Source organism: Neobacillus sp. PS3-12, assembly GCF_030915385.1.
Taxonomy (GTDB): domain Bacteria; phylum Bacillota; class Bacilli; order Bacillales; family Cytobacillaceae; genus JAEVLT01.
Genome location: NZ_CP133268.1, coordinates 4497427 through 4522362, shown reverse-complemented (window position 1 = coordinate 4522362; position 24936 = coordinate 4497427). Strand labels below are relative to the sequence as shown.

Sequence of the window (24936 nt, the reverse complement as noted above, 5' to 3'; positions counted from 1 at the left end):
ACCTCCGTTAAATCAATTCATCTAAAAGCTCCTCAAAAGGGAATGGATAAAATTTCATTACTTCATCTTTCAAATCTTGTGGAAGAAGTTTCGTGTAAATAGATGTTGTTTTAGGGTCTTCATGACCAAGCATTTGCATCAAGTATTGCTCTTTAATCCCTGATTTCAAACATTTAACAGCAAAAGTGTGCCGAAAAGAGTGAACAGTAAAATCATTTCCTAAGCCAATGGAGTCAAATAAGTCTCGGACTAAAAGTTGGACACTGCGATCTAACACCTTTTTCTCTCTTATTAGTCCATCATCTTGGCAAAAAAGATACCCTTTTATATCGGATCTCCATTCTGTTACTCCACTCAGTTTTAAATAATGTAAAATACCTTTTTTTACTTTCTTAAACATAGGAATGTATCGCTCTTTATTTCCTTTCCCATTTCGGATAAAAATGAGATTTTCATCTACAATAAAATCACTTACCCTTATATTGGTGAGCTCACTAACTCGGCAGCCCGTTCCTAATAAAAATAAAATCATCGCTCTTTTACGGTAACCATATGTTTTCTGAAGAGCTCCTTTAAGCACTTTTTCTATTTGCTCATCGTTTAAATATCGTGGTAATGTCGAGATCGACTTTAGAGAAAATTTATATCTTAAGTCTTTTTCGGTATATCCATGTTCAAACGCATAACCTAACATACTTCGAATAATTGCCATATATTTATTTACAGTATTTGTTGACAATTTGGTATTTTTTCTTGGACGACATTTCTCTAATATTTCAAATATCATATCTTCATTTATTTCAGATATTGTTATATCTGGACTTTTTTTATTCACAAAGGATTTTACCCTTTCCAAAAAATTTAAGTACGTGACTAACGTGTTATTACTCCTACGGCTTTTTGTTTCCAGCTTTTTAAGATTCTCAATATATTCTCCAATAACTTGAATTAGAGATACTTTTTCTATAGATCCAGATAAATGTTGGTCTTTATTTTTTACAAGGTGAATAAGTTCATCAATTGTAACACCTAATTCTTTGCATAGAGCCTCATAATCAATGTTTGTTTGTACTTTTATGGGCATATCGTTCCTCTTTTCTTATAATGGACTTTTATTTAAAGTGTTAGCTAATAACCGCTTGTTAGATCGATTGTAATAATAGTAGGTAGATTTCCAATCTTTATGACCAATAGCATTGGAAACCCTTTCAAAACTATGCTCTTCTAGTGCATTTGTAATATAAGTATGCCGAAATGCTTTTGCTGTATATAGAGATTCTCCAAATGCTTTTTGATTTGCTTGATAAAAGATTATGTTAATATAGCTTGACGTAATAGTGTCTCCGCTACAATTGATAAATAAATGTTCCGTTTTTGGATCATATTTACTTCTTATTTTCTGGTAATCCTTTATTACTTCCATTACTTCACTGCTAATCTTTACTTTTCTTCTTTCTGTCTTCCTACACTCGAAAGATAGAGTTCTTTCAATTTTGTCGACATCCTGAAGAGTTAAATTGCAAACCTCTTTGGGTCTACACCCTGTATCTACAATGATTAAGAAAATCGATAAATCACGTATAACATGATTGGAATAATCATATATCGCATTCATCAATTCAATGATCCTCTCTTTTGGAACATACTCATTTGCCCGTTTTGCTCTTCCACGTAAGTGAATGGGAATAGTGTATTTCTTGCTAACTAAGCTTTTACTCGATAAATATTTAACAAATAATTGAACTGTTCTAAGATAGATAGTTGCTGTGGCTAATGTAATTTCTTCTCTTGAGACCCTAGAAGAGAGCATGTTCTCATATTTACCAATTTGTTCATATAATAACTTCTCCTTATTCTCTTCCAAAAAAACGTTTATATTTTCACCATTGCTTTCTATAAATTGTTGAAATAATACTATTCGTTTTTTATATAATCCGACACAGGAATATCTGCTATTTTCCAGAAACACAAGAAATTCACTTATGATCTCTGAAAGATTTATCTCCCTGGATGTTTCTTCTTTTCTCATTCTTGGCTTACTTTTACTATTGGATGAAATTTGATCGTCTAAATACTCTTTAAATGGAGCCACAAATTCTAAGTCGACGACATTTTCTTTGTGTAAAAAGCTTAGAAATTGAAAGATAATTTTTACCTTTTTATTAAGTTTTGATTTGGAATTTTCTTTATACGTATTTACTCTTTCTAAATACTCCAAATATCCCTGAGATTGCTCAACTGATAAATCAGTCCATTCCTTTCCAGAAAATAAAAAAAAGTCAACTAAAATATTCACATAATAGGTTTTAATATTTGAACTTAATACTGGAAATTGAAGGATAAATTCATGAACTAAACTGTTCTCAATATTTGTACTGGGTGGGATCTCTTGTTTCCTGTAATCTTTTGCTAAAGTCAACACATTCACCTCCAAAATATTCCCCGGTATTCTCCAATGTCTGATAAAATGGATGTAATAAGTATTTAGGGGAATTAGTTACTAACAATTTTTAGGCAAAAAAAACGCCTGGTATTATTATTACCAGACATTTCCATATGTATTCGTGGAATCCCATTTCTACGAATCGCTTTCTTTTTCATAATAAAGAATTTTAGGGTGCGCAATAATTTTTTTCTGAATGGTGCGAAATTTTTTTGAAAGGAGTGTTGGAATGAATGATGTTAAATTTTTTTAATTTTGTTACTTATTTTTGTTTCAAATCAAACGAAAACCAATTAACAACTCAATCCAATACTGTATTTACTCGTATCGTATCCATTTCAAAAAAAAATCAAAAGAAGAGACTTATATAAGTCTGTTATTGAGATAACTCTTTAAATGAATGAAAATTATTCTTGGTGATCGATATGGATATACCAAGTGAATCTATCAAATATTTTTATCAATTCATTAAGGGTGAAATTTCAGAGGAAAAATATTTCTCGGAAAAAGAAGAACATGGACCTATTGGAGATGTTCCTTTTTATTGGCCAGAGTTATATCTAGTTAAAGAAGACATGGATCTATTTCGAACATATTTGTTAAAATTATCAGTAGAAGGACGTTTCAAAATTCTATTAACGTGTCAGCTTTTAGGCATGTCAGGAAATGGACTAAAAGAAAACTACGGAATCGCTAAAGATAAATTAAGAACTTTTAAAGGACAGTACCATCCTAGTCGAAAGAATCCTAAAGCAAAGATAAGACAAATTATTGGCAGTCAAAGCATATCAAATGAACTATACGCTACCCTAGCAGTTTTTATGAGAGTTCCTGTTTCATGGATCCAAGAAAAAGTACCAGAGCCTATCTGGTCCGTTGAGCATTTTAAACATCTTCCAGATGCATCATTATCCTTTGAGGAATTTAAAGATTATTTAATCACAGCAGAGCAAAATGCCATTAAAAGTTGGAAACCGAACCAACATAGAATACCGACTGATTTCTGGTTTTATGATATAAATGGGTTTATTCTTAAAGTTAATAATTCCCATACCATTTACATTCGAGTTGCTGTTTATGAGGATGCCGGTTTTATTATTGAAGTCTTCAAGCAAACTAATGAAATGTATGATTTTACAATTCTAAAAGAATTTTTAGCACCATTTGAACCCATACAAACAGGATATTTTGAAACAGTCATAAAAGAGCGTATTAATCCAGTTATTATTTGTAAAAGTCGGTCAAAGAATTTTAAACTCCCTACCTATTTGAAGAGTTTTTAAAAATCAACTTTTTAATAGACTTATTTAAGTCTTACATTATTTTTAAGTTCTATTATGTGTAACCTCCTTTAGTAAAAGGAGGTTTTTTTATGGACAAACGATTGAATGGTAAGAATCAAATTCCAGATGACGAGAAAAGAAAGCAGGCCTTAATCATACTTAAAAATTGGTTGCAAAATCTCAACATTGAAAATAAAAACACGAAGGAAATGTGAGTTGGCCAATGAGCATTAAAGATGAAGAAGAAAATTGGTCGTTGTAAAAAAGTTCTTCGAGATGAATTTTTTAAATGGATAAGGAAATGAGGATTGTCTACCGGAAATTATGTAAAAAATCTAGTTGACATCTTATTTAAAGTTTAATTTGATATTGAATTTAACCTACGTATTAATTATAAACCCTTAAAAAATGAAGGGAAGATTTTTTAAAGAAAATTATGAAAGCAGTGAAAAGAAGGAAGAAGGTAAATGATTCGGCAAAAAAGCTTCCTCTTCATTTTGTTGAGGGTGGCTCTTTCCTCCATTAGAAACAATACATTGCTTTTGACCTCAGAATCAATTTTATTAGGAGGAAAAGATATGCGATATGAGGACTTAAAGGATGTGCTAACCGTAAAAGATATCACAGAATTTTTAGGAATCAGTAGAGCTAAAGCTTATGAGTTGGTTCATTCGGGGAGTTTTATACAGTGAAAGTCGGTACTAGGATACTCATCCCTAAAAAATCTATCCAAAAATGGTTAGAGGGAGAAAAATAAAGATTATATGGCTCTTAAACTCTACCAAGGTTTATAACATTAAACAGTAACTCATACTGATAATGGTGAATTGAGTTTAGGTGCCCAGTCATTTTAAGGAGGCAGTTGACTAATGACTGGTCGGATAACGAAAGACAAAAGAACAGGTACTTATTATATAACCATTGAAGTTGGTACGAAAGGAAATCGAAGACGAAAGGTTCTAAAGAATTTCAAAACGAAAAGAGATGCAAAAGTAGCTCTAGATCTTGCTCAAGCAGAACTTCAAACCGAATTGGACAAAGGCGAGTCTAGAGAAGATCTATCCTTAGGTGATTTTCTGGATTATTGGCTAAAATCGTATGCCAAATCAAATACTGCTCCCAATACCTACAGAGGGTATGAGCAAATCATCCGTGTCCATTTGAAACCCGGACTAGGACTTATCAAGTTAAATGAGTTAAAACCTTTACAATTACAGAATTATTATGTGGAAAAACTCGAAGATTTATCTGCTCAAACAGTCAAACATCATCACCGATTGTTATCGAAAGCATTAAATGATGCGGTTGATTGGGAGTTTGTAAACAAAAATGTCGTTCAGAAAGCCAAGCCGCCAAAGCCACAAAAATTTAGACCGACTTTCTATTCTAAAGAGGAATTAGATCGTCTAATGGAGGCAGCAAAATCCAGTACTGTCTATTACCCAATGATTTACACTGCAGGCCATACCGGGCGCGTTTTGGTGAGTTACGTGCTTTACAGTGGAAAGATATCGATTTTGATAATCGACGGATGTCTATTACCAAATCCTCTTATCTGGAAGCAAGCAAAGTACAAATCAGGGATCTGACAAAGGGTGGAAAAGATCGAACGATTGTGATTGGAAAAAAGCTTATGGATTTGTTAAAGAGCCACTACGATCGTTATCAAGAGTTAAAGAACCGTTTAGGAGATAGCTTTAATCCCAATGATCTCGTGTTCTTCAATTCTTTTGGCTACTATATTAACCAACGTGAATTACACCGAGTTTATAAAAAAGCAGTTAAACGAGCAGGATTAAAGGATTCCCGTTTTCACGACACAAGACATTCACACGCTTCCATTTTGCTTCAAAAAAATGTGCATCCCAAAATTGTTAGTGAGCGTTTAGGTCATTCTAAAATTGGAATTACGTTGGATATCTATAGTCATGCGATTCCTTCTCTTCAGGAACAGGCTGTTGAAGTATTTGATGACGATGATGATAACGAATAGTCATAGTACCCATTTGGCACCCAGATGGCACCCGGAGTGAGGAAAGGGATTTAATCGAGGCTTACTGCTTAAAAAGTGAAAAGCTTCAATCCCTTGATATGTAAGGGATGGCGGGACTGCGTGGGAATCGAACCCACCTGACCAGGCACGCTGGTCACAAGCGGTTTTGAAGACCGTGGAGGACACCAGTACCCCATTCAGCCCCATGAAAGACACAAACTTATTATACTAAAAACACAATGAAATGCAACATCGTTCACACTATTGTAAACTAACTAATGTTTGCTTGTCATCTTCTTGAGATTCCGTCTATAATAAAGGAAATAATTAGATACGTGTAGGTGAAGAGGATGCTGCATGGATGGTTTTTGTGGTTCATTTTGCTTTGGATCTGTTTCTTGGCGGGGTCTTTTGGAATTGGCGGTTATTTTATGTTCCGAAAGTTTTTGAAGAAGCTTCCGAAGCAGGATGGCAAGTCGGTGATGGATTGGGAAGAGTATTATGTGAATGAATCCCTCCCGCTTTGGCATGACGAGGAAAAGGCTTTGCTGAATGAATTGGTCAGCCCGGTGCCTGAGTTGTTTCGCGATGTGGCCAAGCATAAAATAGCTGGTAAGATTGGTGAATTGGCATTAAAAGAAAAGGTTCCAAAAATTACGCAGGATTTAGTGATCAAAGGCTACATTCAAGCCACCCCTAAAAGAGATCATAAATTTTTACGGAAACGATTACGGGAAAAGCGAATTGACGAGGCTCCATATGAGCATTTATTTTAAGCATTCAAAAAGGCTAAACCATTAAAATTCGGTTTCGCCTTTTTGTTTGTATATTAAAAATATTCCGAAAACTAACAGTGCATTTTTTCAATGAGATTAGGTTGCAAATTCATGAGGCAGCTAATATACAAAATTCAATAAAGAAGATATTCGAAGTGTGTTCATGGAAATCATACATGAAAGTTTCGCCTATTCTACCATTCAAATTCGCCTTCCTGGCGCTTATCGGTATAAGCAAAGTAGGCTGGATTGTAGGATGGAACAAATTGATTTTTTTTCATGTCAAGGTAGCCTGCACCAAAGGTCGTGTCCTGGTTCTGCCATTTTCCGTTGAGTTTTATTTGATTCCAAGCGTGCTCCTGGCCGTACACAATTTTGGCTTCGATGCCAGTCGCTCGGTGGAGGGCTGCGTTTAAACGTGCATAGCCCATACATAATCCTTTTCCCTTTTTCAAGGTTTCGAGTGCGCTCGCATAGACGTAATTTTTGTCCGATTTCCACCATTTGTATTCTTCCACATCATAAGTGATATGATGGGTCATCCAATCGTAGATGGCACGAGACTTTTCCTTGTTCGTTGTTTTACCATTTGTAATTTCTTTTGCCAATTGGACGATTTGTGGGTCTGTGCTTTGTACGACCTGACTTGGGAGTAAATTAGGGCTTCTGTTTGTAACCTGGATGACTTTCACGGCGACATTTGTAAGAGGATTTTCACCTCGGATGGAACCTGCATGATTCGCAATTTCATCGGCGATCGCATGCTGATAGAATCCGTATTTAGGAGAAAGGAATCCTAATACGACGACAATCAACAATAATGAGGTTAAAACATGCTTCATCTTTACGTTTAATCCCCGCCCAAACTATTAAATTTTATTTAAATCTAATTTTAATACCAGAACCAACTTTCAGCAAAATATTTTGAATTTTTAAACTCCAAAACATTTTTACATTTTGCAACAAAAAAAACACTGATCCGAAGACCAATGCTTTGCTTAAGCCACTTAAATGACTTTAATATTGTGTAATTCACGATATAGTCTCTTATAGTTCGCATACATGGCAATCCGCCATGGAACGATCATGCTGTAGGCCAAGAGGAAGAACATTCCGCTTAACTGCCCAAGATCGATCGTAGAACTTAAAACGGATTTCATCACAATCCGAATAATTAAGAGACCGATTAAAATAAACACAAATGCTTTTGAACGCTTAAGGTAGATATCATTACCTTGAATCTCAAATTTTGATGTTTTGACCAAGAAAATAGAGAAAAACATTCCGACGACTACTGCCTCTAAAACTTCCATCGGGGTAAGCCGAAATTGAGGAATAAAGTACATGCATGCTCCGCTTGACATAAAAATAGGAGGCAAAATAATCTTTTTAACTGATGCAGGCTTTTTTGATGCTTTCAAGCGAATGAATAAAACCCCAATCGCCATGGCTGCTGCACCAATCGTAGATAAAACAACGTAATTCATACGATACATCCATTCCTTGTCAAAAATTAGTATTCATCCATCATTATATAACAAGCTGGTCAAAAGTTAAAAATCATTTACATGTTCAATACGGTAAATATTTTTTCAGAAAAGAAACACCATTTTGCACGGGGAAAATGGCTATAATTTTAACACTCTATTGATGGCATCAATGACTCTGTGTTCGTCAAAAGGTTTAACGAGAAAATCTTTTGCACCCGCCTCGATCGCTTCAACCACCATCTTTTGCTGACCCATTGCCGAGCACATAATGATTTTTGCATCTGGGAACTCACTTTTAATCTTTTTGACGGCTTCAATACCATCCATTTCCGGCATCGTGATGTCCATTGTCACGAGATCCGGCTGCAGTTCACGGTATAGATTGACGGCCTTAAGGCCATTGTCTGCTTCAGCGACAACCTCATGCTCTGCTTTTTTTAATATATTGTTTAACGTTAATCTCATAAATTTAGCATCATCGACAATTAAAATTCTTGCCACCGTGTTTATACCTCCTACTGCCCCAGCCTATGCAGTAATACCCTTCAAAACTTTTGGATTAAAATACTTTATTAATATAGCTAATTTCAAAGTGAAAAACAATGATTCCAATCACTTGTTAGACGAATTTTAGAATCCTGTAAAACCGCCAAATACGCTTGAAAAAATCGTAATAATCTTCGTCATCCAGTCAAAGAAGAGAACAATTCCCATCACGATCATCAAATAGCCGCCAACTTTCACAATCGTAGCGCTATGTTTACGAATCCATTTTAGTTTTCCGACAAAGAAGGAAAGAATGAAGAACGGAATCGCAAAACCAAGGGTATAGGCAATCATATAGATAACAGCTGACCCAGGTTTTGAGGCAGCTAATAGAATCACAGAGGATAAAATCGGACCTGTACAGGGCGTCCAGCCTGCAGCAAAGGCCATTCCGATTAAGGCCGAGCCAAAAAATCCAGAAGGTCTGCTTTTAAATTCATACCTTTTATCTCGCATCATGAATTTAGGGTTAAACACCCCGACAATCACGAATCCAAACAAGACAATTAAAATACCGCCAAGCTGACGAATAAGGTCTTTATATTCACGAAAAAAAGAGCCTACCATGCTGGTTCCAAAGCCGATTGCGATAAATATGACGGAAAATCCTAGTAAGAAGAACAGTGTATGAATGAGACTTCTCTTTTGGAGCATCGCATTTTCACTTTTCAGTTCACCAACAGACACACCTGTTATATAAGATAAAAAAGCTGGATAAAGTGGCAAACAGCAGGGCGAAATAAAACTTAGAAAACCTGCACCAAAAGCTAAAAATAGATTAATATCTGTCATATAAACACTCCCACTGTAGTTCTATCGTTTCAATTCTAACAAATGTTAGCCTTAATTGATAATAGTTCGTTATGAACATTTTGTGTCTCCATCTACTAACTTTAGAGATTCCACCTTTTTTGCGATTTTCCTTTAATTTCTTATGGTAAATTGCTGACAAAAATCTTTTGTATATATTCCCATAATCGGTTATACTAGTAAAATGCAGTCCCAAAAATCGTTTCATGCTAGTATACATGGAATAGGGAGAATATCATGGAGAACATCCAGAAAGGACCATCCACTTTGCCTAAAGAGAATTTACTAGATCGAATTGAGCAGAAACGGGCGGAATTGTATCAAGCCGCGTCCATGAATGGTTTTTGTTCATCCCAAGCCGTCAAATTTAGCCAAGAGCTTGACAACCTTTTAAATGAATATGAACGAAAATATATAAAGAAACAAATCAATTGAAAACCCACCTGGAGTCAAAGACCAGGCGGGTTTTTTAATTACTTAGAAACCTATCCCCTGTTCTCTCTTCTGGAGCAAATACATTTTATGATAAAGTCCCCTGAGTGCTAACAGCTCTTGATGCGTACCTTGTTCCACAATCCTTCCCTGATGAAGAACCAAAATTAAATTTGCATCCTGGATCGTTGATAAGCGATGGGCAATCACAATCGTTGTTCTCCCTTTGCGCATTCTCGATAAAGCGGATTGAATCTTCTCTTCCGTTTCTGTATCAATATTGGCTGTCGCTTCATCCAGAACAAGAATCTTTGGGTTGGTTGCGATCGTTCGTGCAAAAGCAAGCAATTGCCGCTGACCGCTTGAAAAAGCAGCCCCTCGTTCCACTACCTTGTGCTCGTAACCCTTATCCAGTTTTTCAATAAATGAATGGGCTTGAACAAACCCAGCCGCCTCCTTTAGCTCTTCATCTGTTAACGTACTGTTATGCAATCGAATATTGTCCTTTACCGTTCCATAAAACAAAAACGGATCCTGCAGCACTAAACCAAGGTTTGCTCTTAGCTCAGGGGTGGAATAGTTCCGAATCGATTCACCATCGATGAGTATCTCCCCACGGTCAAATTCATAAAAGCGCAGCAACAAATTGATAATCGTGCTTTTGCCGCTGCCGGTGTGGCCAACAAAAGCCACCGTTTCACCGGGATTCACCGTAAATGAAATACCTTTTAGTACATCCTGCATGCCATCATAGGAAAAACTTACTCCCTTAAATTCGATCTTTCCCTCAAGAATCTCCTTCTTCGACTTCTCATCCTGTTTCGGTGCTAGCTCCTGTTCATCTAATAGTTTGAACACCCTTGACCCCGCCACAATCGCTTGCTGGTACAAGGACAGCCGCTGCATCGCTTGATTAACGGGTTCAAAAAAACGATCCAGGTAATTCACAAACGCATAAAGCACCCCGACTTCAATCGAATGGGTGAAGGAGGTGAAGCCAAAGTAACCAAGCACCATGATCAAGCCTAAGGTATAAACAAGGTCAATTGCCGGCCTTAGCAGCAAACTGTCAATTTTAATATTTTTCATGCACGCCTGAAAGTGTTTGTCATTGATTTCGGCAAACTCCCGCCGCATCCGTTTTTCTTGGCGAAAAACCTGAACAATAGCCATCCCCTGCAAGGACTCACTCAGTTTGACATTTAATTGGCCGAGCCGCTCCCTCATATCTTGATAAAACTTCGAGCTATACTTCCGGTACAACACAATCACCACCAAAACGAGTGGAATCAGCACCGCACAAAACAGTGCTAAGGTGACGTTCAACGTAAACATCGCAATCAAAATTCCAATTAGAAAAACACCGCTTTGGATAAAGGTCGCCAAAACGGAAACAAACATATCTTTGATCGCTTCCGTATCGTTTGTCACCCTGGAGACAATACTGCCTGATGGTGTCTTATCAAAATACTTTAAGCCAAGTGTTTCTACCCTGGAGAACACATCAATCCGCAGGCGCTGAATGATCTTTAAAGCAACTTCCTGGAATTTAACCAACTGAAAATAAAGCAAAATCTCTTTCAGTACTTGAAGGCCAATATAAGAAGAACCGAGAAGAACTAAGCTCTTCACGATCATTTTCTTGGGAGTTAAGTAATCATCTATAAAAACTTTCACAAAAATGGGGCCGACAACATCTGCAACGGTCGTAAACAGCAAGAGGCTGAAGGCGAAAATTAATGATTTCTTGTGCTGTTTCGTATAGGATAGGAGCCTCATGAGAACTTTCTGCTGCTCCTTTTCGGTCAACGTTTTTTCCACCTTACATCCCCCCTTTCTCGACCAATTCCTCTAGCTGCTGCTGGCGATACATTTGCGCATACCACCCTCCGCCTTCCATTAATTCCACATGTGTTCCCTGCTCCACTATTTTTTTGTCGTCAAGAACAATAATCAGGTCTGCATGTTGGATCGCACTTAGTCGGTGAGCTGTGATAAGGTTCATTTTTCCATGACGGTTTTGTTTGAATGCCTGGAGGATCGCTGCTTCTGTTTTGGCATCGACCGCGGAGAGGGCATCATCAAGAATGATGATTTCTGGACTGTTGAGCAATGCCCGTGCAATCGAAATGCGCTGTCTCTGGCCGCCGGATAAGGAAACACCACGTTCCCCAACAACGGTTTCATAACCATGGGGAAATGTGAGAATGTCTTCATGAATGGCAGCGATTTTTGCAGCTTCGATGATTTCCTCCATCGATGCCTCGGGGTCACCAAAGCAAATGTTTTCGGCAACCGTTGAGGAAAACAAGAAGTGATCCTGAGGGACATATCCAATCGCTTCGCGCAATTTTTCCAGTTTGTATTCCTGCAGCCTCTTACCGCCAATGGTAATCTCGCCTTTGTCGATATCATACTCACGGATGAGCAGCTTTAATAATGTCGTTTTCCCAGCCCCTGTTTTTCCAACAATCCCCAGTGTTTCTCCCTTCTTAAGAGAAAAAGAAAGATCCTGAAGCACTGGCTTGGTTTCTTCGGGAAACGTAAATTCTTTTATATGAAATTGAAGATCGCCCGTTGGTATTTTGTCCACTGCATGTGGAAGATCCTTGATGTCTGTTTTTTCTTCTAAAAGAAGCCGGACACGGTCATAACTGGCACGGCCCCGCTCCAGGACATTAAACAGAAAGCCAAAAGCCAGCATTGGCCAGACTAACAGGCCGAGGTAAGTGGTAAATGAAATTAAACCGCCAATCGTCAGTTCACCAGCGAGCACATATTTTGCCCCAAACACAATCGACAAGAAAAAGGAAACCCCAACAATGGCATTAATCGTAGGATCATAGAGGGAATCTATTTTAGCCACCACGATATTTTTTTCGACGACATCTTCCGATTGTTTCCGAAAATCTTCGATGTCTTCTTGTTCTTGGCCAAAGGTTTTAAGTACCTTGATTCCCATTATGCTTTCCTGGGTCTTATCGTTTAAGCTTGAAAATGCTTCTTGGGCTTTTTGAAAGCTGCGGTGGAGCAGTTTTCCATAATAGCTTGTTAACAGGGCCATCAAGGGCATTGGAATCAAACAAATCAAGGTTAACTTCCAGCTTACGGTAAAAGCCATCGTTAACACGACAAAGCTTCCGGTTGTAAGGGAATCCACTAAGGTGAGCACACCCGTGCCGGCCGTCTGCTGAATCGCTTGAATATCATTGGTCGCATGGGCCATCAAATCACCAATCCGCCGTTTCTGGTAGAAGGATGGGGAGAGATTGGTAAAATGAGTGTACAATTGGTTTCTCAAGATGCGGCTTAATTTTACCGAAGAGCCAAAAATCATCAATCGCCAATAATATCTTAGAACATATATCAGTAGCGCGATTACAATCAGAACGAGGATCCATTTTCCTAACTGCGTCTTTGTCAAGGTTCTGTTCTTCATTTGGTCCGCCAGAAGCCCGATCATTTTTGGTGGAATTAACTGCAATACAGCCACAAGCATTAAGAGCAGGACACCCGTGATGTAGGCTTTTTTCTCTCGTTTAAAAAACCAGCCTAACTGTAGGAAGATCTTCATTTGGCCCCCTCCTTTCCATGACCTAAAGGCAAAAATGAACGAAAGAAAAAGCACCGTTAATGGTGCTATGGTCTTCTTTAGGAATTCACTGATTTCCTTAAGGTTTCAAATTCATATTCGATCTGCTGGATATATTCTGCGGCTTCCAGCAATGCTCCTCGTTTTGCAGAAAGCTCAATCTTGAAGGCTGTACTTTTTAGTTCTTCCGCTGATATTCGATTGGCAATCTCTTTAATCTTATGCGCTGAGATTTCCACAACAGAAAAGTTCTTTTCGATGATCGCATCTTTTAGGGTGTTAATCTGCCCTTCCACATAATTGATAATTCGCAAATTTTGGTCGCTAGAAAACTGTCTCAGCTCCCGATGTTGAATGCTCTCACTTCTGGTAGGCTGAACGGGGCCCTTTTCACCTTGAACATAGTCTAACATCGCAAAAAGTTCATCCATATCAATCGGCTTTGCCAGGTATTCATCCATCCCCAGTGTTAAAAAGTGTTCTTTTTCCTTGTGAAGGGCATCCGCCGTCACGGCAATGATTGGGGTATGCTCGGCAAACCCTTCTCTTTCTCTTATTCTTCTTGTTGCTTCAATCCCGTCCATTTCCGGCATATAAATGTCCATTAAAATCGCATCATATTTTTTCGCACCATGGAGCTTCAGGGCTTCCAGTCCATTGTTAGCAATCTCAACAATATGGCCTTTTTCTTTCAGCATCCGCGTTAATATTTTCTGGGCAATGTTATTATCTTCGACAAGCAGAATATTCATCGGACAGGCTGAATGACTGCTATTGATTGTTTGTGATCCTGATTTTTGCTGCTGTGAGGCTGATTTGAAATCCAAGGCAAAGGTAAAATGGCTGCCTTTTCCTTTTTGACTTTCAGCCCAAATGGTCCCCCCCATTAATTCAACGAGCTGCTTTGAAATGGCGAGACCAAGTCCTGTTCCGCCAAACTTTCTTGTGATCGAACCATCGACCTGACTGAAGGTTTGAAAAAGTTTTCCCATATCCTCTTTGGAAATACCAATGCCAGTGTCAGCAACATCAAATTGTATGCCTGCACCATTATTTGCATCTCCCCGATGTTTTACAGTCACAGTAACCGATCCTCTTTCGGTAAACTTGATCGCATTGCTGATTAAATTGTTTAACACCTGTTTTAACCTTGTCGGGTCACCGTTCAGATAAAGGGGAATATTTGCTGCAAATGAATAGGTAAGCTCCAGGCCTTTATTGGTTGCAAGTAGCGAGTGTGTTTTTATCGTTTCTTCTATTAAAGTTTTAAGATTGAAATCTACTGTCTCGATGACGAGCTTTTCGGCTTCTAACTTGGAAAAGTCTAATACATCATTAATCATATGTAACAGTGAATTAGCGCATGATTTGGCTGTCAGCAAATTTTCTTTTTGTTCGGTATTGAGACCCGATAAAAGGGTTAAGTCAATCATCCCAATCATCCCATTTAAAGGAGTCCGAATTTCATGGCTCATATTCGCTAAAAATTCGCTTTTCACCCGATTTGCCGCCTCGGCCGCTTGTTTTGCTTTAATCAAGGAAAATTCTTTTTGCTTACTATCTGTTATATCCACCAATGCAACGGAAACCTGGCGACGATCTTGGATCGTAATCGGGGTAATGCTTGAACGAAACCATACTTCTACCTTTTTGTCCCCTTGCACCAATGTCTTGTCAAATTCCAGTCCCTCTGACTTGATCCCATCCTTTATCGCTGATGTGACCGCTTTTCTGAAGATACAAATGGAACAATTTGCCCCAAATCCGCAGCCTCGTTCATCCTCAAAACTCCCGATGCAATCAAATGCATCCCCAAAAGCTTTTCCGACTGCATCCTCATAGCTTTTATCGATGAGTCTCAAAGCTGCATGATTAATTTCCGATATCTTGACATCTTCATTTAAGAGAATCATCCCGATCGGACTTGATTGGAATAGTAAGGTAAAATTATCCTGCTCGTTTATTTTCTGTGAATCAAACATGTTTCCACCTTATTTTCGTAAGTATTCATCCTTACTTCAGCATGCTTAATAATACTTGCGGGATCCGCTGCAAGGATGTTTGTTTTTCAACAGCACTAGTATTAAATGCCACTTTTGGCATCCCATAGACGACAGACGATTGCTCGTCCTGTCCAAAGGTCATGCCCCTTGTCGCCTAAAGTATTCTGTAAAACTAGTAAATCCACCTTGCTGGAGAACTTGTTGAAATCTTCCTGTGACAAGTGTCCTTTTTTCTTTTTTTAGATGAATCCCGTAATTGGCCTCTATAAATATAGCTATGAGAAAAAATTCTTGTTCCGTGATTGTAACCATTAACCTAACTTCCTCATTTTAACATTTATGAAAGATTATGTCTCTTTTGTAACGTATGTAATGGAAGTCTTCAGCTAAGTCTTTAAGATTATTGACAACACTTAAAGCCCTCAAATTCTCCATTTCACAGTCCTCAGTAAAGGTGATGATGGCTCGGCAGGGCAGTTTATATGATATATTGATAAAACATTTTCATTATTCGAATGCGACTTTTGTCATAGGTATAAAATCATATGAGTGCACTTAAAATAATTATAATCTTCGAAATATTGTCTGTAAACAAATGCTATAGAACTAAAAATTGATTTCTAATTAGTTAACAAAATATTCACAAATATGTTTTGAAAAAGAAGATCAAAAGCATCAAAAAAACCCATCTTATCTGTCGTTTCCAACAGATAAGATGGGTTTGTGATATGAAAATGGATTAAGCATTTTAGCTTTGATGATCGTTTCAACTTATAAAAGGTTGTCCATCATAAAAAATCTCATATTCAATCAGTTACACCATGTGGCAAAATGTATTATTTGCCGCCTTGTTTATTCATGGCGCTCATCATTTGGTTAATTTTCTTCTGAGACGGCTTCATTCCCATTTGCGTCATCATCATTTTTAACATTTGTTCATTAATTGGCGGATTTTTCTTTAGATAGTCCATCATATACTTTCTAGCGATGAAAAATCCAAGAGCTATACCAGCAGCTAATGCTATAATACCCACGGTAATAGTAACAACCATCAGACTTCCTCCTTACATATGTCTAACATACAGTGTACTAAAATCCGCGCCACAATACAATATCTGCTTTAAATTAGATTAATTTTCTTTCTTTATATGGTTTCAACCATCCAAACCTAAAATGTTCTATGTCGATCGCTAAAAAGGATGCTTCACTTTTTCGCAAGACTTCGAAGAAAACCGTTTCGGCTTCAAATGTGCCGCTCGCTTTTACTAATAGCTTATTTTCTAGTACTTTAAGATAGGCTGTACTAAGTTTTCCACTTAGTTCCATTATATATATGCCATGATCTTCCTTAAAACCACGTACCTTTCCAAGCTGTTTTTGGAGCAATTGATGTATCTTTAAAACCTGCAATGGTTTTGATATATAGTTTATTTGCTTTTGTGTAATATCTTTAAGCTCCCGGTTGATTGTTCATGTTCCTGAAAAAGCTGAAAAAACATTCGCTCTTTTCCGAAGTAATGGGCGGCAAATTCATCTTCTATTAAGTATAGCTGATAGTTTCTCACCACAATCTCCCTTTCCGAAGACTCTCTTTTATTTATTATAAAAAAGCAATCTTGAAACGTCTGTCTTATCGTGGCGAAAACTATAACTATTATTGTCGAATCACTTACAATATATTTGAATATTTGAAATTGGATTTAATACAATTCCCGATATCGATGAGTTTCCGTACTCTCTCTCATTTTTCTTAACTCCGGTACCAATGTCAATACATGGTCGCTCTGATCATGTTGGTTGATCGCAGCTTCATCCTTCCATTCTTCCAGCATTGTTAAAATGGATGGATCTTGAAGATCTTGGAATAGAACATAAGAAATACATCCTTGTTCTTTTCTTGTTTCTTCGATTACCTTTTTAGCTATTGTTAAATATTCTTCGATATTTACGCCTTGTTTCAGTTTTGCTTTTGAAACGACTTTAATCATTTTATAGCCTCCTCTTTTTGGCATGGCTGTGTTAAATTTGCCTGTTGATTTCCACTCCAGGGTTAAAAAATCATCAATGACCTTTTACACAGCCTTTGGTATACAAAAATGACTATCAAATCTATTGCTTTGATAGTCATTTTTTAAGAACAGCTTATTTACTTAATAACGCTTTTAACCGAGCTACTACGTTGCTTACGCTGAAACCATACTCTGGCAAGACTTTCTCCATTGGTGCAGATGCCCCAAATGTGTCGATGCCAAGGACTTCACCTTCATCACCAACATATTTATGCCAGCCAAATGATGAACCCATTTCAATCCCAAGACGTTTTTTCACATTTTTTGGTAAAATTGTCTCTTTGTACTCTTTTGGTTGAGCATCAAAGCGATCCCATGATGGCATACTGACAACGGAAACTTGAATATTTTCTTTTGCCAACTCTGCTTGTGCTTCTACTGCCAGGCTTACCTCTGAACCAACTGCAAGCAATAGGGCATCTGCTGTGTCTTTTCCAGCAGGAGAAACCACATATGCCCCTTTGGATACGCCATCGTAAGCATTTTTATCTGTATCCTTTAACGTTGGCAAGTTCTGACGAGTTAGAACAAGTGCTGTTGGTTTATCGGTTGATTGGACAGCCAGCTTCCAAGCGGCCGCTGTTTCATTTCCATCTGCTGGACGGATCACCGATACATTTGGCATTGCTCTTAAAGCAGCCAACTGTTCAACAGGCTCGTGTGTTGGACCGTCTTCGCCGACAGCAATACTATCATGTGTAAATACATATGTGACAGGAAGTCCCATCAAGGCAGCAAGGCGAATAGCTGGGCGTAAATAATCAGAGAAAACAAAGAATGTTCCGCCAAAAATTTTCACTCCACCATGAAGTGCCCAGCCGTTCATAGCTGCACCCATCGCAAATTCACGTACGCCAAACCAAATATTTCTTCCATTAAAGGATCCACCAGGCATAAAGTCCCCAGCACCCTTAATGTTCGTTTTGTTAGATCCGGCAAGGTCGGCAGATCCACCAAGGAAGAATGGCAAGTTTTTCGCAATTGCATTAAGTACTTCACCAGATGATGCACGTGATGCAAGGCTCTTCCCTTCGCTGTAAACTGGAATATCTTTATCCCAGCCTTCTGGAAGCTCACCCTTGATTGCAGCTTCAAGCTGGTTCGCTAAATCAGCGTATTGTTGTTTATATTGAGAGAATAGGTCATTCCATTCCTTTTCTTTCTTCTCGCCCGCTTCAACGATTAGTTTATGGAAGTTATCATAAACTTCTTGAGGGACTTGGAATGGTTCTTCCGACCATTTATAAGCCTCTTTTGTAAGCTTTAATTCTTCAGCACCAAGTGGAGCACCATGTACACCTGACGTTCCAGCTCTATTTGGTGAGCCATATCCAATAACCGTTCTTACTTCAATCATTGTAGGACGATCCAAATCAGCTTTTGCTTCTTCAATAGCTTTGGCAATTTCCTCAAGATTGTTTCCATCTTCTACACGAAGGTATTGCCAGCCGTAGGATAAAAAGCGTTCCTTCACACTTTCAGAGAAGGATTGCGCCAAATTACCATCTAAAGAAATGTCATTTGAATCATATAAAAGAACCAATCGGCCTAGTTTTAAGTGTCCTGCTAGTGAAGCAGCTTCGGCAGATACACCTTCCATTAGGTCACCATCACCACAAATAGCATATGTATTATGATTAATAACATCAAAATTCTCTTTGTTATAAACACTTGCTAAATGACGTTCAGCCATTGCCATCCCAACAGCCATTGCAATTCCTTGGCCAAGTGGTCCAGTTGTTGCCTCCACGCCTTCTGTATGTTTGTATTCCGGATGCCCAGGAGTTTTACTTCCCCACTGACGGAATTGTTTTAAATCTTCAATGGAAAGATTAAATCCGGATAAATGGAGCATTGAATATAACAATGCGGAACCATGTCCAGCAGATAATACAAAACGGTCACGGTTAAACCACTTTGGATTTTTTGGATTTTGGTTCATAAAACGAGTCCATAGTGTATAAGTCATTGGGGCTGCTCCCATTGGCATACCTGGATGACCGGAATTTGCTTTTTCAACCGCATCGATTGCAAGCGTGCGAATTGATGTAACGGATAATGCATCAATATTATTAAACATGATTTACATCCTTTCTCAACCCTGGTTATTAACTTCAAACTTAATATTATAATTCAACTGCAATTTATACAACAAATACGTATAAAATTAGACAAAAAACACGTTCTTTTTATTTTATACAATGAAAACAGAACATATGTAAAAGGAATACAAATTATGTTGTATCCCTAGTGGAGTCTATTCTTTTTGATCTTTTTTATTTTTTCTGGTGTAACATCATTTCCTAATGGGTCAATTACCTTTACATTCGTAAGTGTATTTTCCATGGATGAACGGAATGTGGCAAGATACTCACTTCGTAATTTTGATTGTTCTTTTGCTTCGGCTTCCGATAATCCTGATTGCTTCGCCTTTTTGGCAAGCTCATTTATTCGAGCGAGTTTTTCCTTAGAAAGCATTTTGTATACCCCCCTTCAAGTACAAATCAAATGCTCAATATGACATCTGATTTTACTAGAAAAGTGTACATCTGACAAGTTATCGAATTTGCTCGTAAAACCAAGAGGGCTTGCCCCGTTGTGTAAGTCAGTCTTCCTCGATTGAATCCTGATACTCTTGAAATCTTCTATGTACTGTGGCTTTAGATACTTGATACCCAAATCCTCGTAAGGTGGCAGCTATTTCCGCAAAAGTTAAGTCATTTCTTCTTAGGCGGACAATTTCTTCAATCGGTACTTCAATCTTGTCTCTACCTGAGCTTTCTCCTAAATTTTTCAGATTCCGCTCTGGTTTATATCCCTTACTAACCGCACGTTTCATTCCACGTTTAATTTTAATGTTATGTAGCTTTCGCTGGTATTCTTCGACAATCCCAACAATTTTTAAAACCATCGAATCAGATTCTGAAAGCTGAAGCTCTCCGTTATCTGTTATGGTATATAGTTTTGCATTTTCTCTTAATATACAATGCAGCAAGGCGATTTTGGCATTTCCTCTTCCAAGTCTTGTATCATCAGTAATTAACACCGCTTGAACGGTATGATCTTTTACCATGTCTAATAATTCAAGAATGCCATCACGGTCCAGTTCATATCCACTTGCTTGTTCTTTAATTACTTTTGCGATTTCTAATTGATTTTGCTTCGCAAGTTGAACCAACTCAAGTTCCTGCCGCTCCAAAGATGTTTCCTGTGTTTCTTTTGTTGTACTTACCCGACAGTAGATCACTGCTTTCATTTTCAGACTACCTTTCGTAGTGATTATTTTTCGACAGCACTTGCAAATTCATCATTTGTCGGCTGTGAATTGCTGCTGATCGGAATCATAATTTTTTCCCCTGGAAAAATCCGGTCCTCATCTATTTGATTATGTGTTTTAACCCAATCAACAAATTCAACCTTTGAAAGGGATTGGTTTTCTAAATAATTGTCTGCAATTTTCCAGAGAGTATCTCCCTGGGAAACAGTTACAGTTACATATTGTTTTTGGTGAAACGTATCGAATCGAATCGAAAAAACCAATGAAGTTAATAAACTTATAAGGATCAAAATAATAGCATATGAATAGTGATTCCACAATTTTTTCATGTCAGCACCTCATTTAGAATGTATGTTCGTTATTTGATTTCATTATAGTCCGAACGTTTGTTTTGTGTCAACTATTTCTTCGAACTAATGTTTGTATAAAAATGGGTGACATGCTATACTAAAGTTAATAAAAACCAAACGAGGTGCATCCTTATGACAAAATTATCGAAAAGACAACAGGATATCCTTGATTTCATAAAAAGTGAAGTAAAGAAAAAGGGTTATCCACCGTCCGTTCGCGAAATTGGTGAAGCCGTTGGACTAGCCTCCAGTTCCACTGTTCATGGGCATTTATCAAGATTAGAAAGCAAGGGACTTATCAGACGTGATCCAACAAAGCCTCGGGCAATCGAAATTTTGGAAGTTGATGAGAATGCACAAATTCCAAGGAACAATGTGATCAACGTACCTGTTGTTGGTAAAGTAACGGCCGGCCTTCCGATCACTGCGATCGAGAATATTGAGGAGTACTTCCCTCTTCCTGAACGATTGGCTCCTGCAGATGAGCATGTCTTTATGCTTGAAATCATGGGAGAAAGTATGATTGAAGCGGGTATTCTTGATGGAGATTATGTCATTGTCAAACAACAAGCGACGGCAAACAACGGGGATATCGTTGTTGCGATGACGGAGGAAGATGAAGCAACCTGCAAACGGTTCTTCAAAGAAAAAGATTATTTTCGTCTTCAGCCTGAAAACTCCACCATGGATCCCATCATTTTGCGGAATGTATCCATCCTTGGAAAAGTAATCGGTGTCTATCGTCATATCCATTAACACCATTGTCCATTTTGTGTTTTTGCATTTTAATAGATTCATGGAAAAAGCACTCGTTTGAGTGCTTTTTTGGCGTTTAAAAATTTTAGCAAAACTTAACAATTGTTTCATCCAGTTTTAATACTTTGAGCTTATTCTTATCGTAGACAGGAATTTTTTTAAAGGGGGACCTTTATAATGGAGAGAATGGCTTGGGTAGCTCGATTCGTTCTGTTAACTGTCATACTTACATTTTTCCCATAAATCGATGATCCTTAAAAGCAAAGTCTGATGCATTTTAAATAAATTCGGTGACCATGAGGGGTTATTTCCACTTTTCGCTTGGTTTCTTTGAGAAGTGGAATGTTTAGCTCTTATTCTTTCCACTTCTCCCTCGTTATCCTGGAGAAGTGGAATATTTGACCCTTCTTCTTTCCACTTCTCTCTTAGTTTCCTCGAGAAGTGGAATATTTAACACTTTTCATGTATACCACATTAAAACATTTGTTCTTTCACATATTCAACAGGCATTTCGTGGCCTGTCCACATTTCGAATGCTTTTGCGCCTTGCCAAAGCATCATTCCCAGGCCATTGATCGCTTTGCAGCCGACTGATTCAGCCATTTCAAGTAATTTTGTTTTTCTTGGGATGTATACGACATCAGATACCACTAAATCTGGATGAAGCCATGATGCATCTGGAATGATACTACGGCCCTCCAGTGGTTTCATCCCCACTCCCGTTGCATTCGTTAAAATATCACTATCCTCAATCGAGGCTCTCAGAAGCTCTTCGTTCTCTATAGGATGAACAGTTGCTTTGCATTTGCCTGCTATTTCATGATTGATCAGATCGGCATTTTTCACAGCATGAGCATATGATTCATCATTACGGTTGAAAATGTGTATTTCTGAAGCACCGTCGAGCGCAGATTGAATTGCGATCGCTGATGCTGCACCGCCAGCACCGATTAATGTCATTTTCTTTCCTTCTATATCAACACCATTTTCCTTTAAACCACGCACATAACCGACTCCATCCGTGTTATAGCCAACAAATTTACCATCCTCGTTGACAACCGTGTTAACCGCACCAATGAACCTTGCCGCTGGTGTTACTTCATCTAAATAAGGTAATATTTTTGTTTTGTTTGGCATGGAAACGTTAAAACCTCTAAGTTTGAGCCCGCGAAATCCTGTTATAACATCTGCCAATTGTTGATTCCCCACCTCAAAGGCAAGGTATACGTAGTTGAGACCTAATTTACGAAAGGACATATTGTGCATCGCTGGCGATAACGAGTGTCCAATCGGTGTTGCGATTAAGCCTATTAATTGTGTTTTGCCATCTATTCGTCCTTGGTCTGACAAGCAAAAGACCTCCTAGTTGCTTTAAATACTTCTATTTGTCAACGTACCTCCACTGAGAACCTTACGGTTCCTGTTTCAGTGGGGGCTTAGGTTTGCCACTCAGGTCTTTTCGCTTTCTATTAAAACGAGTGACGCTCTGAGTCGCAAGCACTATTAAGCACTCCCCAAACACTTTTTTTGGTTGGTACTAACGACGAACGATCGTTTTCCCACTTGCACCACCCTTTGGAAAAAGAGCAGTTCTTCCGTGCTGAAGAAGCCACCACTCAGATTGTTCTGGCGTGTGCTACAAGCCCCGACAAGTCGAGTACACATGGATGGTTGACGCACCCACTAAGCTATGCACTAAGCAGTAGCCTTACGTTTTTGCACTTCTAAAAGGAATGGAGTTTTAACATGGAGTTTTTCGTCCAATTCTACAACTCCTGATTTTCGCAATGTATTCAACGCACCATTAATGTCAGCGTGGATACATTGTCCTGCTTTACTTTGATAAAGACCTCGAGTTATCCGTTTTCCACTAAAATGATAGTTTGTTTTATCGTCCTTCGACCAAATAGGAATCGCATCTCTGTCAAGAAAACTCGCTTTTGATGTATAGCTTTCTTCCTGCTTCACAAAACGAATCCCCTCTTTCAAACATTTGTTTTCGATTGCTAAACTTAGCTTATTAAATGGAATTTGAACAAATTTCTGATTGTTTCTTTTTCCCATATTGGACTCTTGTTTCCATCCAGCGTTGTAGCCGACAACAATTGTATCAATGTTTAATTCGTTTACCTTTTTGAACAATAAACCTATAGTTTGCGAGATATAACCGTTGATTTGGCTTTCACGCTTTTTCCAAAGTTTAGCTGTAGAGTTAGTTGCGATCCGTTTTGAAATCCCGTTGTTACTATTTTTCTGTTGCAGATTACTGATCGTTTTATTGAAGTATTGGTTGATTGACTTTAACTTTTTACCATCAATCAAGAACGTATCCCCTTTGTTTGTTGCACAACTTAATAATCTATCTACACCTAAATCGCAACTTAAAGCGTTAATAGTGGTCGTTGGTTGCTTCCTCATTTGAGGGATTTGCATTTCATATGTGTAATGCACCTCAAAGAACCGACCTTTTTGCTTGGGTACAATTTCAATGTAGGAGATTTTTTTGCATAACAAATTTTTAGGCATACGAATTTTGATCGAGCCAAACCGTTTTCTGAATTCAACGTTCATAGGAATCGTCCAGTACCCATCATGATCAACTTTCGGAACTTGATAGATTTCGATGATCCGTTTTTCAGTAGAGCCAGAATACTTCGGAAACTTGGGTCGACCAGTAAATTTTTCGGGACTTTTCTTCCACAGTTCCAATGCTTTAAAAAAACTCTTCACATCAGAAAACAATGTTCTGCGAATAGCTTGTGCAGAGTTGGATTGAATGCCCCAATAATTTATATCCGCTTGCATAGCAGCGTCCACTTCTTTTATAGTGGCAATCTTTTTAGTGTTCAAATAGCTTTGTTTGATGGTGTACAATCCCACATTTCGAAGTGCCTTTGAACTATGTGACATACGTTGAAGTAGACGATATTCTTTAGCCGTAAGGCTCGCTCGTCCAATATTCTGTTTCTGAGTGAACCGTTGAATGTTTTCAGTTTTCTTTTGTTTACGTAATACCATAACCGCTTTTTTTCTGGTCATTGTGTTCACCACCTTTCTGGCTGAATCCTATGCTCTATACCTAATTATATGTTAGACAGGAAGGAAAAAGCGAACAT

General features: G+C 38.0%; 28 protein-coding genes, 1 tRNA gene and 1 pseudogene. 8 read left to right on the top strand and 22 right to left on the bottom strand.

Annotation, left to right across the window (positions count from 1 at the left end; translation table 11 throughout):
- Positions 1-7: 7 nt before the first annotated feature.
- Together RCG17_RS22830 and RCG17_RS22825 are read right to left on the bottom strand one after the other, a co-directional pair.
- Positions 8-1084 carry a tyrosine-type recombinase/integrase gene (locus RCG17_RS22830; RefSeq protein ID WP_308172331.1) on the bottom strand — a complete coding sequence of 359 codons (1077 nt, stop codon included), beginning with the start codon at positions 1082-1084 and terminating at the stop codon, positions 8-10.
- Positions 1085-1099: 15 nt separating this feature from the next.
- A complete protein-coding gene (locus RCG17_RS22825) occupies positions 1100-2419 on the bottom strand; it encodes a tyrosine-type recombinase/integrase (protein WP_308172330.1) in 1320 nt (439 codons plus the stop codon).
- A gap of 449 nt (positions 2420-2868) precedes the next feature.
- On the opposite strand from RCG17_RS22825, the gene RCG17_RS22820 reads away from it, so the two are divergent.
- From RCG17_RS22820 to RCG17_RS22800, 5 genes are all read left to right on the top strand, one after another.
- Entirely contained in the window at positions 2869-3726 is an 858-nt protein-coding gene (locus RCG17_RS22820; RefSeq protein WP_308172329.1) for a hypothetical protein, read from the top strand.
- An 89-nt stretch (positions 3727-3815) separates the two neighbouring features.
- Positions 3816-3941, top strand: a complete 126-nt coding sequence (locus RCG17_RS22815) for a hypothetical protein (protein WP_308172328.1) — start codon at positions 3816-3818, stop codon at positions 3939-3941.
- 252 nt (positions 3942-4193) lie between these two features.
- Positions 4194-4418 carry a helix-turn-helix transcriptional regulator gene (locus RCG17_RS22810; RefSeq protein WP_308172327.1) on the top strand — a complete coding sequence of 75 codons (225 nt, stop codon included), beginning with the start codon at positions 4194-4196 and terminating at the stop codon, positions 4416-4418.
- 177 nt (positions 4419-4595) lie between these two features.
- The gene (locus tag RCG17_RS22805; RefSeq protein ID WP_308172326.1) at positions 4596-5315 is read left to right on the top strand and encodes a tyrosine-type recombinase/integrase; all 720 of its coding nucleotides are present in this window, start codon (positions 4596-4598) and stop codon (positions 5313-5315) included.
- The gene (locus tag RCG17_RS22800; RefSeq protein WP_308172325.1) at positions 5258-5719 is read left to right on the top strand and encodes a tyrosine-type recombinase/integrase; all 462 of its coding nucleotides are present in this window, start codon (positions 5258-5260) and stop codon (positions 5717-5719) included. Before RCG17_RS22805 ends, RCG17_RS22800 begins: the two co-directional genes overlap by 58 nt.
- 108 nt (positions 5720-5827) lie before the next feature.
- Here the strand turns inward: RCG17_RS22800 and RCG17_RS22795 are convergent.
- Positions 5828-5924, bottom strand: a tRNA-Sec gene (locus RCG17_RS22795).
- A 145-nt stretch (positions 5925-6069) separates the two neighbouring features.
- Here RCG17_RS22795 and RCG17_RS22790 point away from each other — a divergent pair.
- On the top strand, positions 6070-6495 hold the full coding sequence (locus RCG17_RS22790; protein ID WP_308172324.1) for a DUF2621 domain-containing protein: 426 nt from the start codon (positions 6070-6072) through the stop codon (positions 6493-6495).
- 194 nt (positions 6496-6689) lie between these two features.
- On the opposite strand, the gene RCG17_RS22785 is transcribed toward RCG17_RS22790, so the two are convergent.
- From RCG17_RS22785 to RCG17_RS22770, 4 genes are all read right to left on the bottom strand, one after another.
- Positions 6690-7337, bottom strand: a complete 648-nt coding sequence (locus tag RCG17_RS22785; RefSeq protein WP_308172323.1) for a transglutaminase domain-containing protein — start codon at positions 7335-7337, stop codon at positions 6690-6692.
- A gap of 165 nt (positions 7338-7502) precedes the next feature.
- Complete coding sequence (locus RCG17_RS22780; RefSeq protein ID WP_308172322.1) at positions 7503-7982, bottom strand: CcdC family protein; 480 nt, start codon at positions 7980-7982, stop codon at positions 7503-7505.
- Between the two features lie 141 nt (positions 7983-8123).
- Positions 8124-8486 carry a response regulator gene (locus RCG17_RS22775; protein ID WP_308172321.1) on the bottom strand — a complete coding sequence of 121 codons (363 nt, stop codon included), beginning with the start codon at positions 8484-8486 and terminating at the stop codon, positions 8124-8126.
- A gap of 129 nt (positions 8487-8615) precedes the next feature.
- Positions 8616-9323 carry a cytochrome c biogenesis CcdA family protein gene (locus RCG17_RS22770; RefSeq protein ID WP_308172320.1) on the bottom strand — a complete coding sequence of 236 codons (708 nt, stop codon included), beginning with the start codon at positions 9321-9323 and terminating at the stop codon, positions 8616-8618.
- A 255-nt stretch (positions 9324-9578) separates the two neighbouring features.
- On the opposite strand from RCG17_RS22770, the gene RCG17_RS22765 reads away from it, so the two are divergent.
- Positions 9579-9776 carry an aspartyl-phosphate phosphatase Spo0E family protein gene (locus RCG17_RS22765; RefSeq protein WP_308172319.1) on the top strand — a complete coding sequence of 66 codons (198 nt, stop codon included), beginning with the start codon at positions 9579-9581 and terminating at the stop codon, positions 9774-9776.
- Between the two features lie 42 nt (positions 9777-9818).
- Here RCG17_RS22765 and RCG17_RS22760 read toward each other — a convergent pair whose 3' ends face one another.
- The 13 genes and pseudogenes from RCG17_RS22760 to RCG17_RS22705 form a co-directional block, all read right to left on the bottom strand.
- Positions 9819-11552, bottom strand: a complete 1734-nt coding sequence (locus tag RCG17_RS22760; RefSeq protein ID WP_374120979.1) for an ABC transporter ATP-binding protein — start codon at positions 11550-11552, stop codon at positions 9819-9821.
- Positions 11553-11595: 43 nt separating this feature from the next.
- Positions 11596-13347 (bottom strand): ABC transporter ATP-binding protein, encoded by a 1752-nt coding sequence (locus RCG17_RS22755; RefSeq protein WP_308172317.1) that lies wholly within the window; start codon positions 13345-13347, stop codon positions 11596-11598.
- Positions 13348-13424: 77 nt separating this feature from the next.
- Entirely contained in the window at positions 13425-15347 is a 1923-nt protein-coding gene (locus RCG17_RS22750; protein WP_308172316.1) for an ATP-binding protein, read from the bottom strand.
- A 31-nt stretch (positions 15348-15378) separates the two neighbouring features.
- Complete coding sequence (locus RCG17_RS22745) at positions 15379-15510, bottom strand: chemotaxis protein CheB (RefSeq protein ID WP_308172315.1); 132 nt, start codon at positions 15508-15510, stop codon at positions 15379-15381.
- A complete protein-coding gene (locus tag RCG17_RS22740) occupies positions 15507-15680 on the bottom strand; it encodes a hypothetical protein (protein ID WP_308172314.1) in 174 nt (57 codons plus the stop codon). The genes RCG17_RS22745 and RCG17_RS22740 overlap by 4 nt, the downstream gene beginning before the upstream one ends.
- An 18-nt stretch (positions 15681-15698) precedes the next feature.
- Positions 15699-15827 carry a hypothetical protein gene (locus RCG17_RS28395; protein WP_374120978.1) on the bottom strand — a complete coding sequence of 43 codons (129 nt, stop codon included), beginning with the start codon at positions 15825-15827 and terminating at the stop codon, positions 15699-15701.
- A 377-nt stretch (positions 15828-16204) separates the two neighbouring features.
- Positions 16205-16420, bottom strand: coding sequence for a YneF family protein (locus RCG17_RS22735; protein ID WP_308172313.1), 216 nt, complete (start codon positions 16418-16420; stop codon positions 16205-16207).
- Positions 16421-16493: 73 nt separating this feature from the next.
- Positions 16494-16933 (bottom strand): annotated as a pseudogene (gene sirA, locus RCG17_RS22730) (sporulation inhibitor of replication protein SirA).
- 135 nt (positions 16934-17068) lie between these two features.
- Positions 17069-17356, bottom strand: a complete 288-nt coding sequence (locus RCG17_RS22725) for a putative quinol monooxygenase (RefSeq protein ID WP_308172312.1) — start codon at positions 17354-17356, stop codon at positions 17069-17071.
- 154 nt (positions 17357-17510) lie between these two features.
- Positions 17511-19517, bottom strand: a complete 2007-nt coding sequence (gene tkt / locus RCG17_RS22720; protein WP_308172311.1) for a transketolase — start codon at positions 19515-19517, stop codon at positions 17511-17513.
- A gap of 167 nt (positions 19518-19684) precedes the next feature.
- Positions 19685-19915: a DUF896 domain-containing protein gene (locus RCG17_RS22715; RefSeq protein ID WP_308172310.1), complete on the bottom strand. Its 231-nt coding sequence runs from the start codon at positions 19913-19915 to the stop codon at positions 19685-19687.
- A gap of 127 nt (positions 19916-20042) precedes the next feature.
- Positions 20043-20693 carry a YneB family resolvase-like protein gene (locus RCG17_RS22710; protein WP_308172309.1) on the bottom strand — a complete coding sequence of 217 codons (651 nt, stop codon included), beginning with the start codon at positions 20691-20693 and terminating at the stop codon, positions 20043-20045.
- A 23-nt stretch (positions 20694-20716) separates the two neighbouring features.
- Complete coding sequence (locus RCG17_RS22705; protein ID WP_308172308.1) at positions 20717-21043, bottom strand: cell division suppressor protein YneA; 327 nt, start codon at positions 21041-21043, stop codon at positions 20717-20719.
- 153 nt (positions 21044-21196) lie between these two features.
- Between RCG17_RS22705 and lexA the strand changes: the two genes are divergently transcribed.
- The gene (lexA, locus tag RCG17_RS22700) at positions 21197-21820 is read left to right on the top strand and encodes a transcriptional repressor LexA (protein ID WP_308172307.1); all 624 of its coding nucleotides are present in this window, start codon (positions 21197-21199) and stop codon (positions 21818-21820) included.
- A 474-nt stretch (positions 21821-22294) separates the two neighbouring features.
- Here lexA and RCG17_RS22695 read toward each other — a convergent pair whose 3' ends face one another.
- Both RCG17_RS22695 and RCG17_RS22690 read right to left on the bottom strand, forming a co-directional pair.
- Positions 22295-23170 carry a shikimate dehydrogenase gene (locus RCG17_RS22695; RefSeq protein ID WP_308172306.1) on the bottom strand — a complete coding sequence of 292 codons (876 nt, stop codon included), beginning with the start codon at positions 23168-23170 and terminating at the stop codon, positions 22295-22297.
- 345 nt (positions 23171-23515) lie between these two features.
- Complete coding sequence (locus RCG17_RS22690; protein WP_308172305.1) at positions 23516-24859, bottom strand: RNA-guided endonuclease InsQ/TnpB family protein; 1344 nt, start codon at positions 24857-24859, stop codon at positions 23516-23518.
- Between the last annotated feature and the right edge of the window lie 77 nt (positions 24860-24936).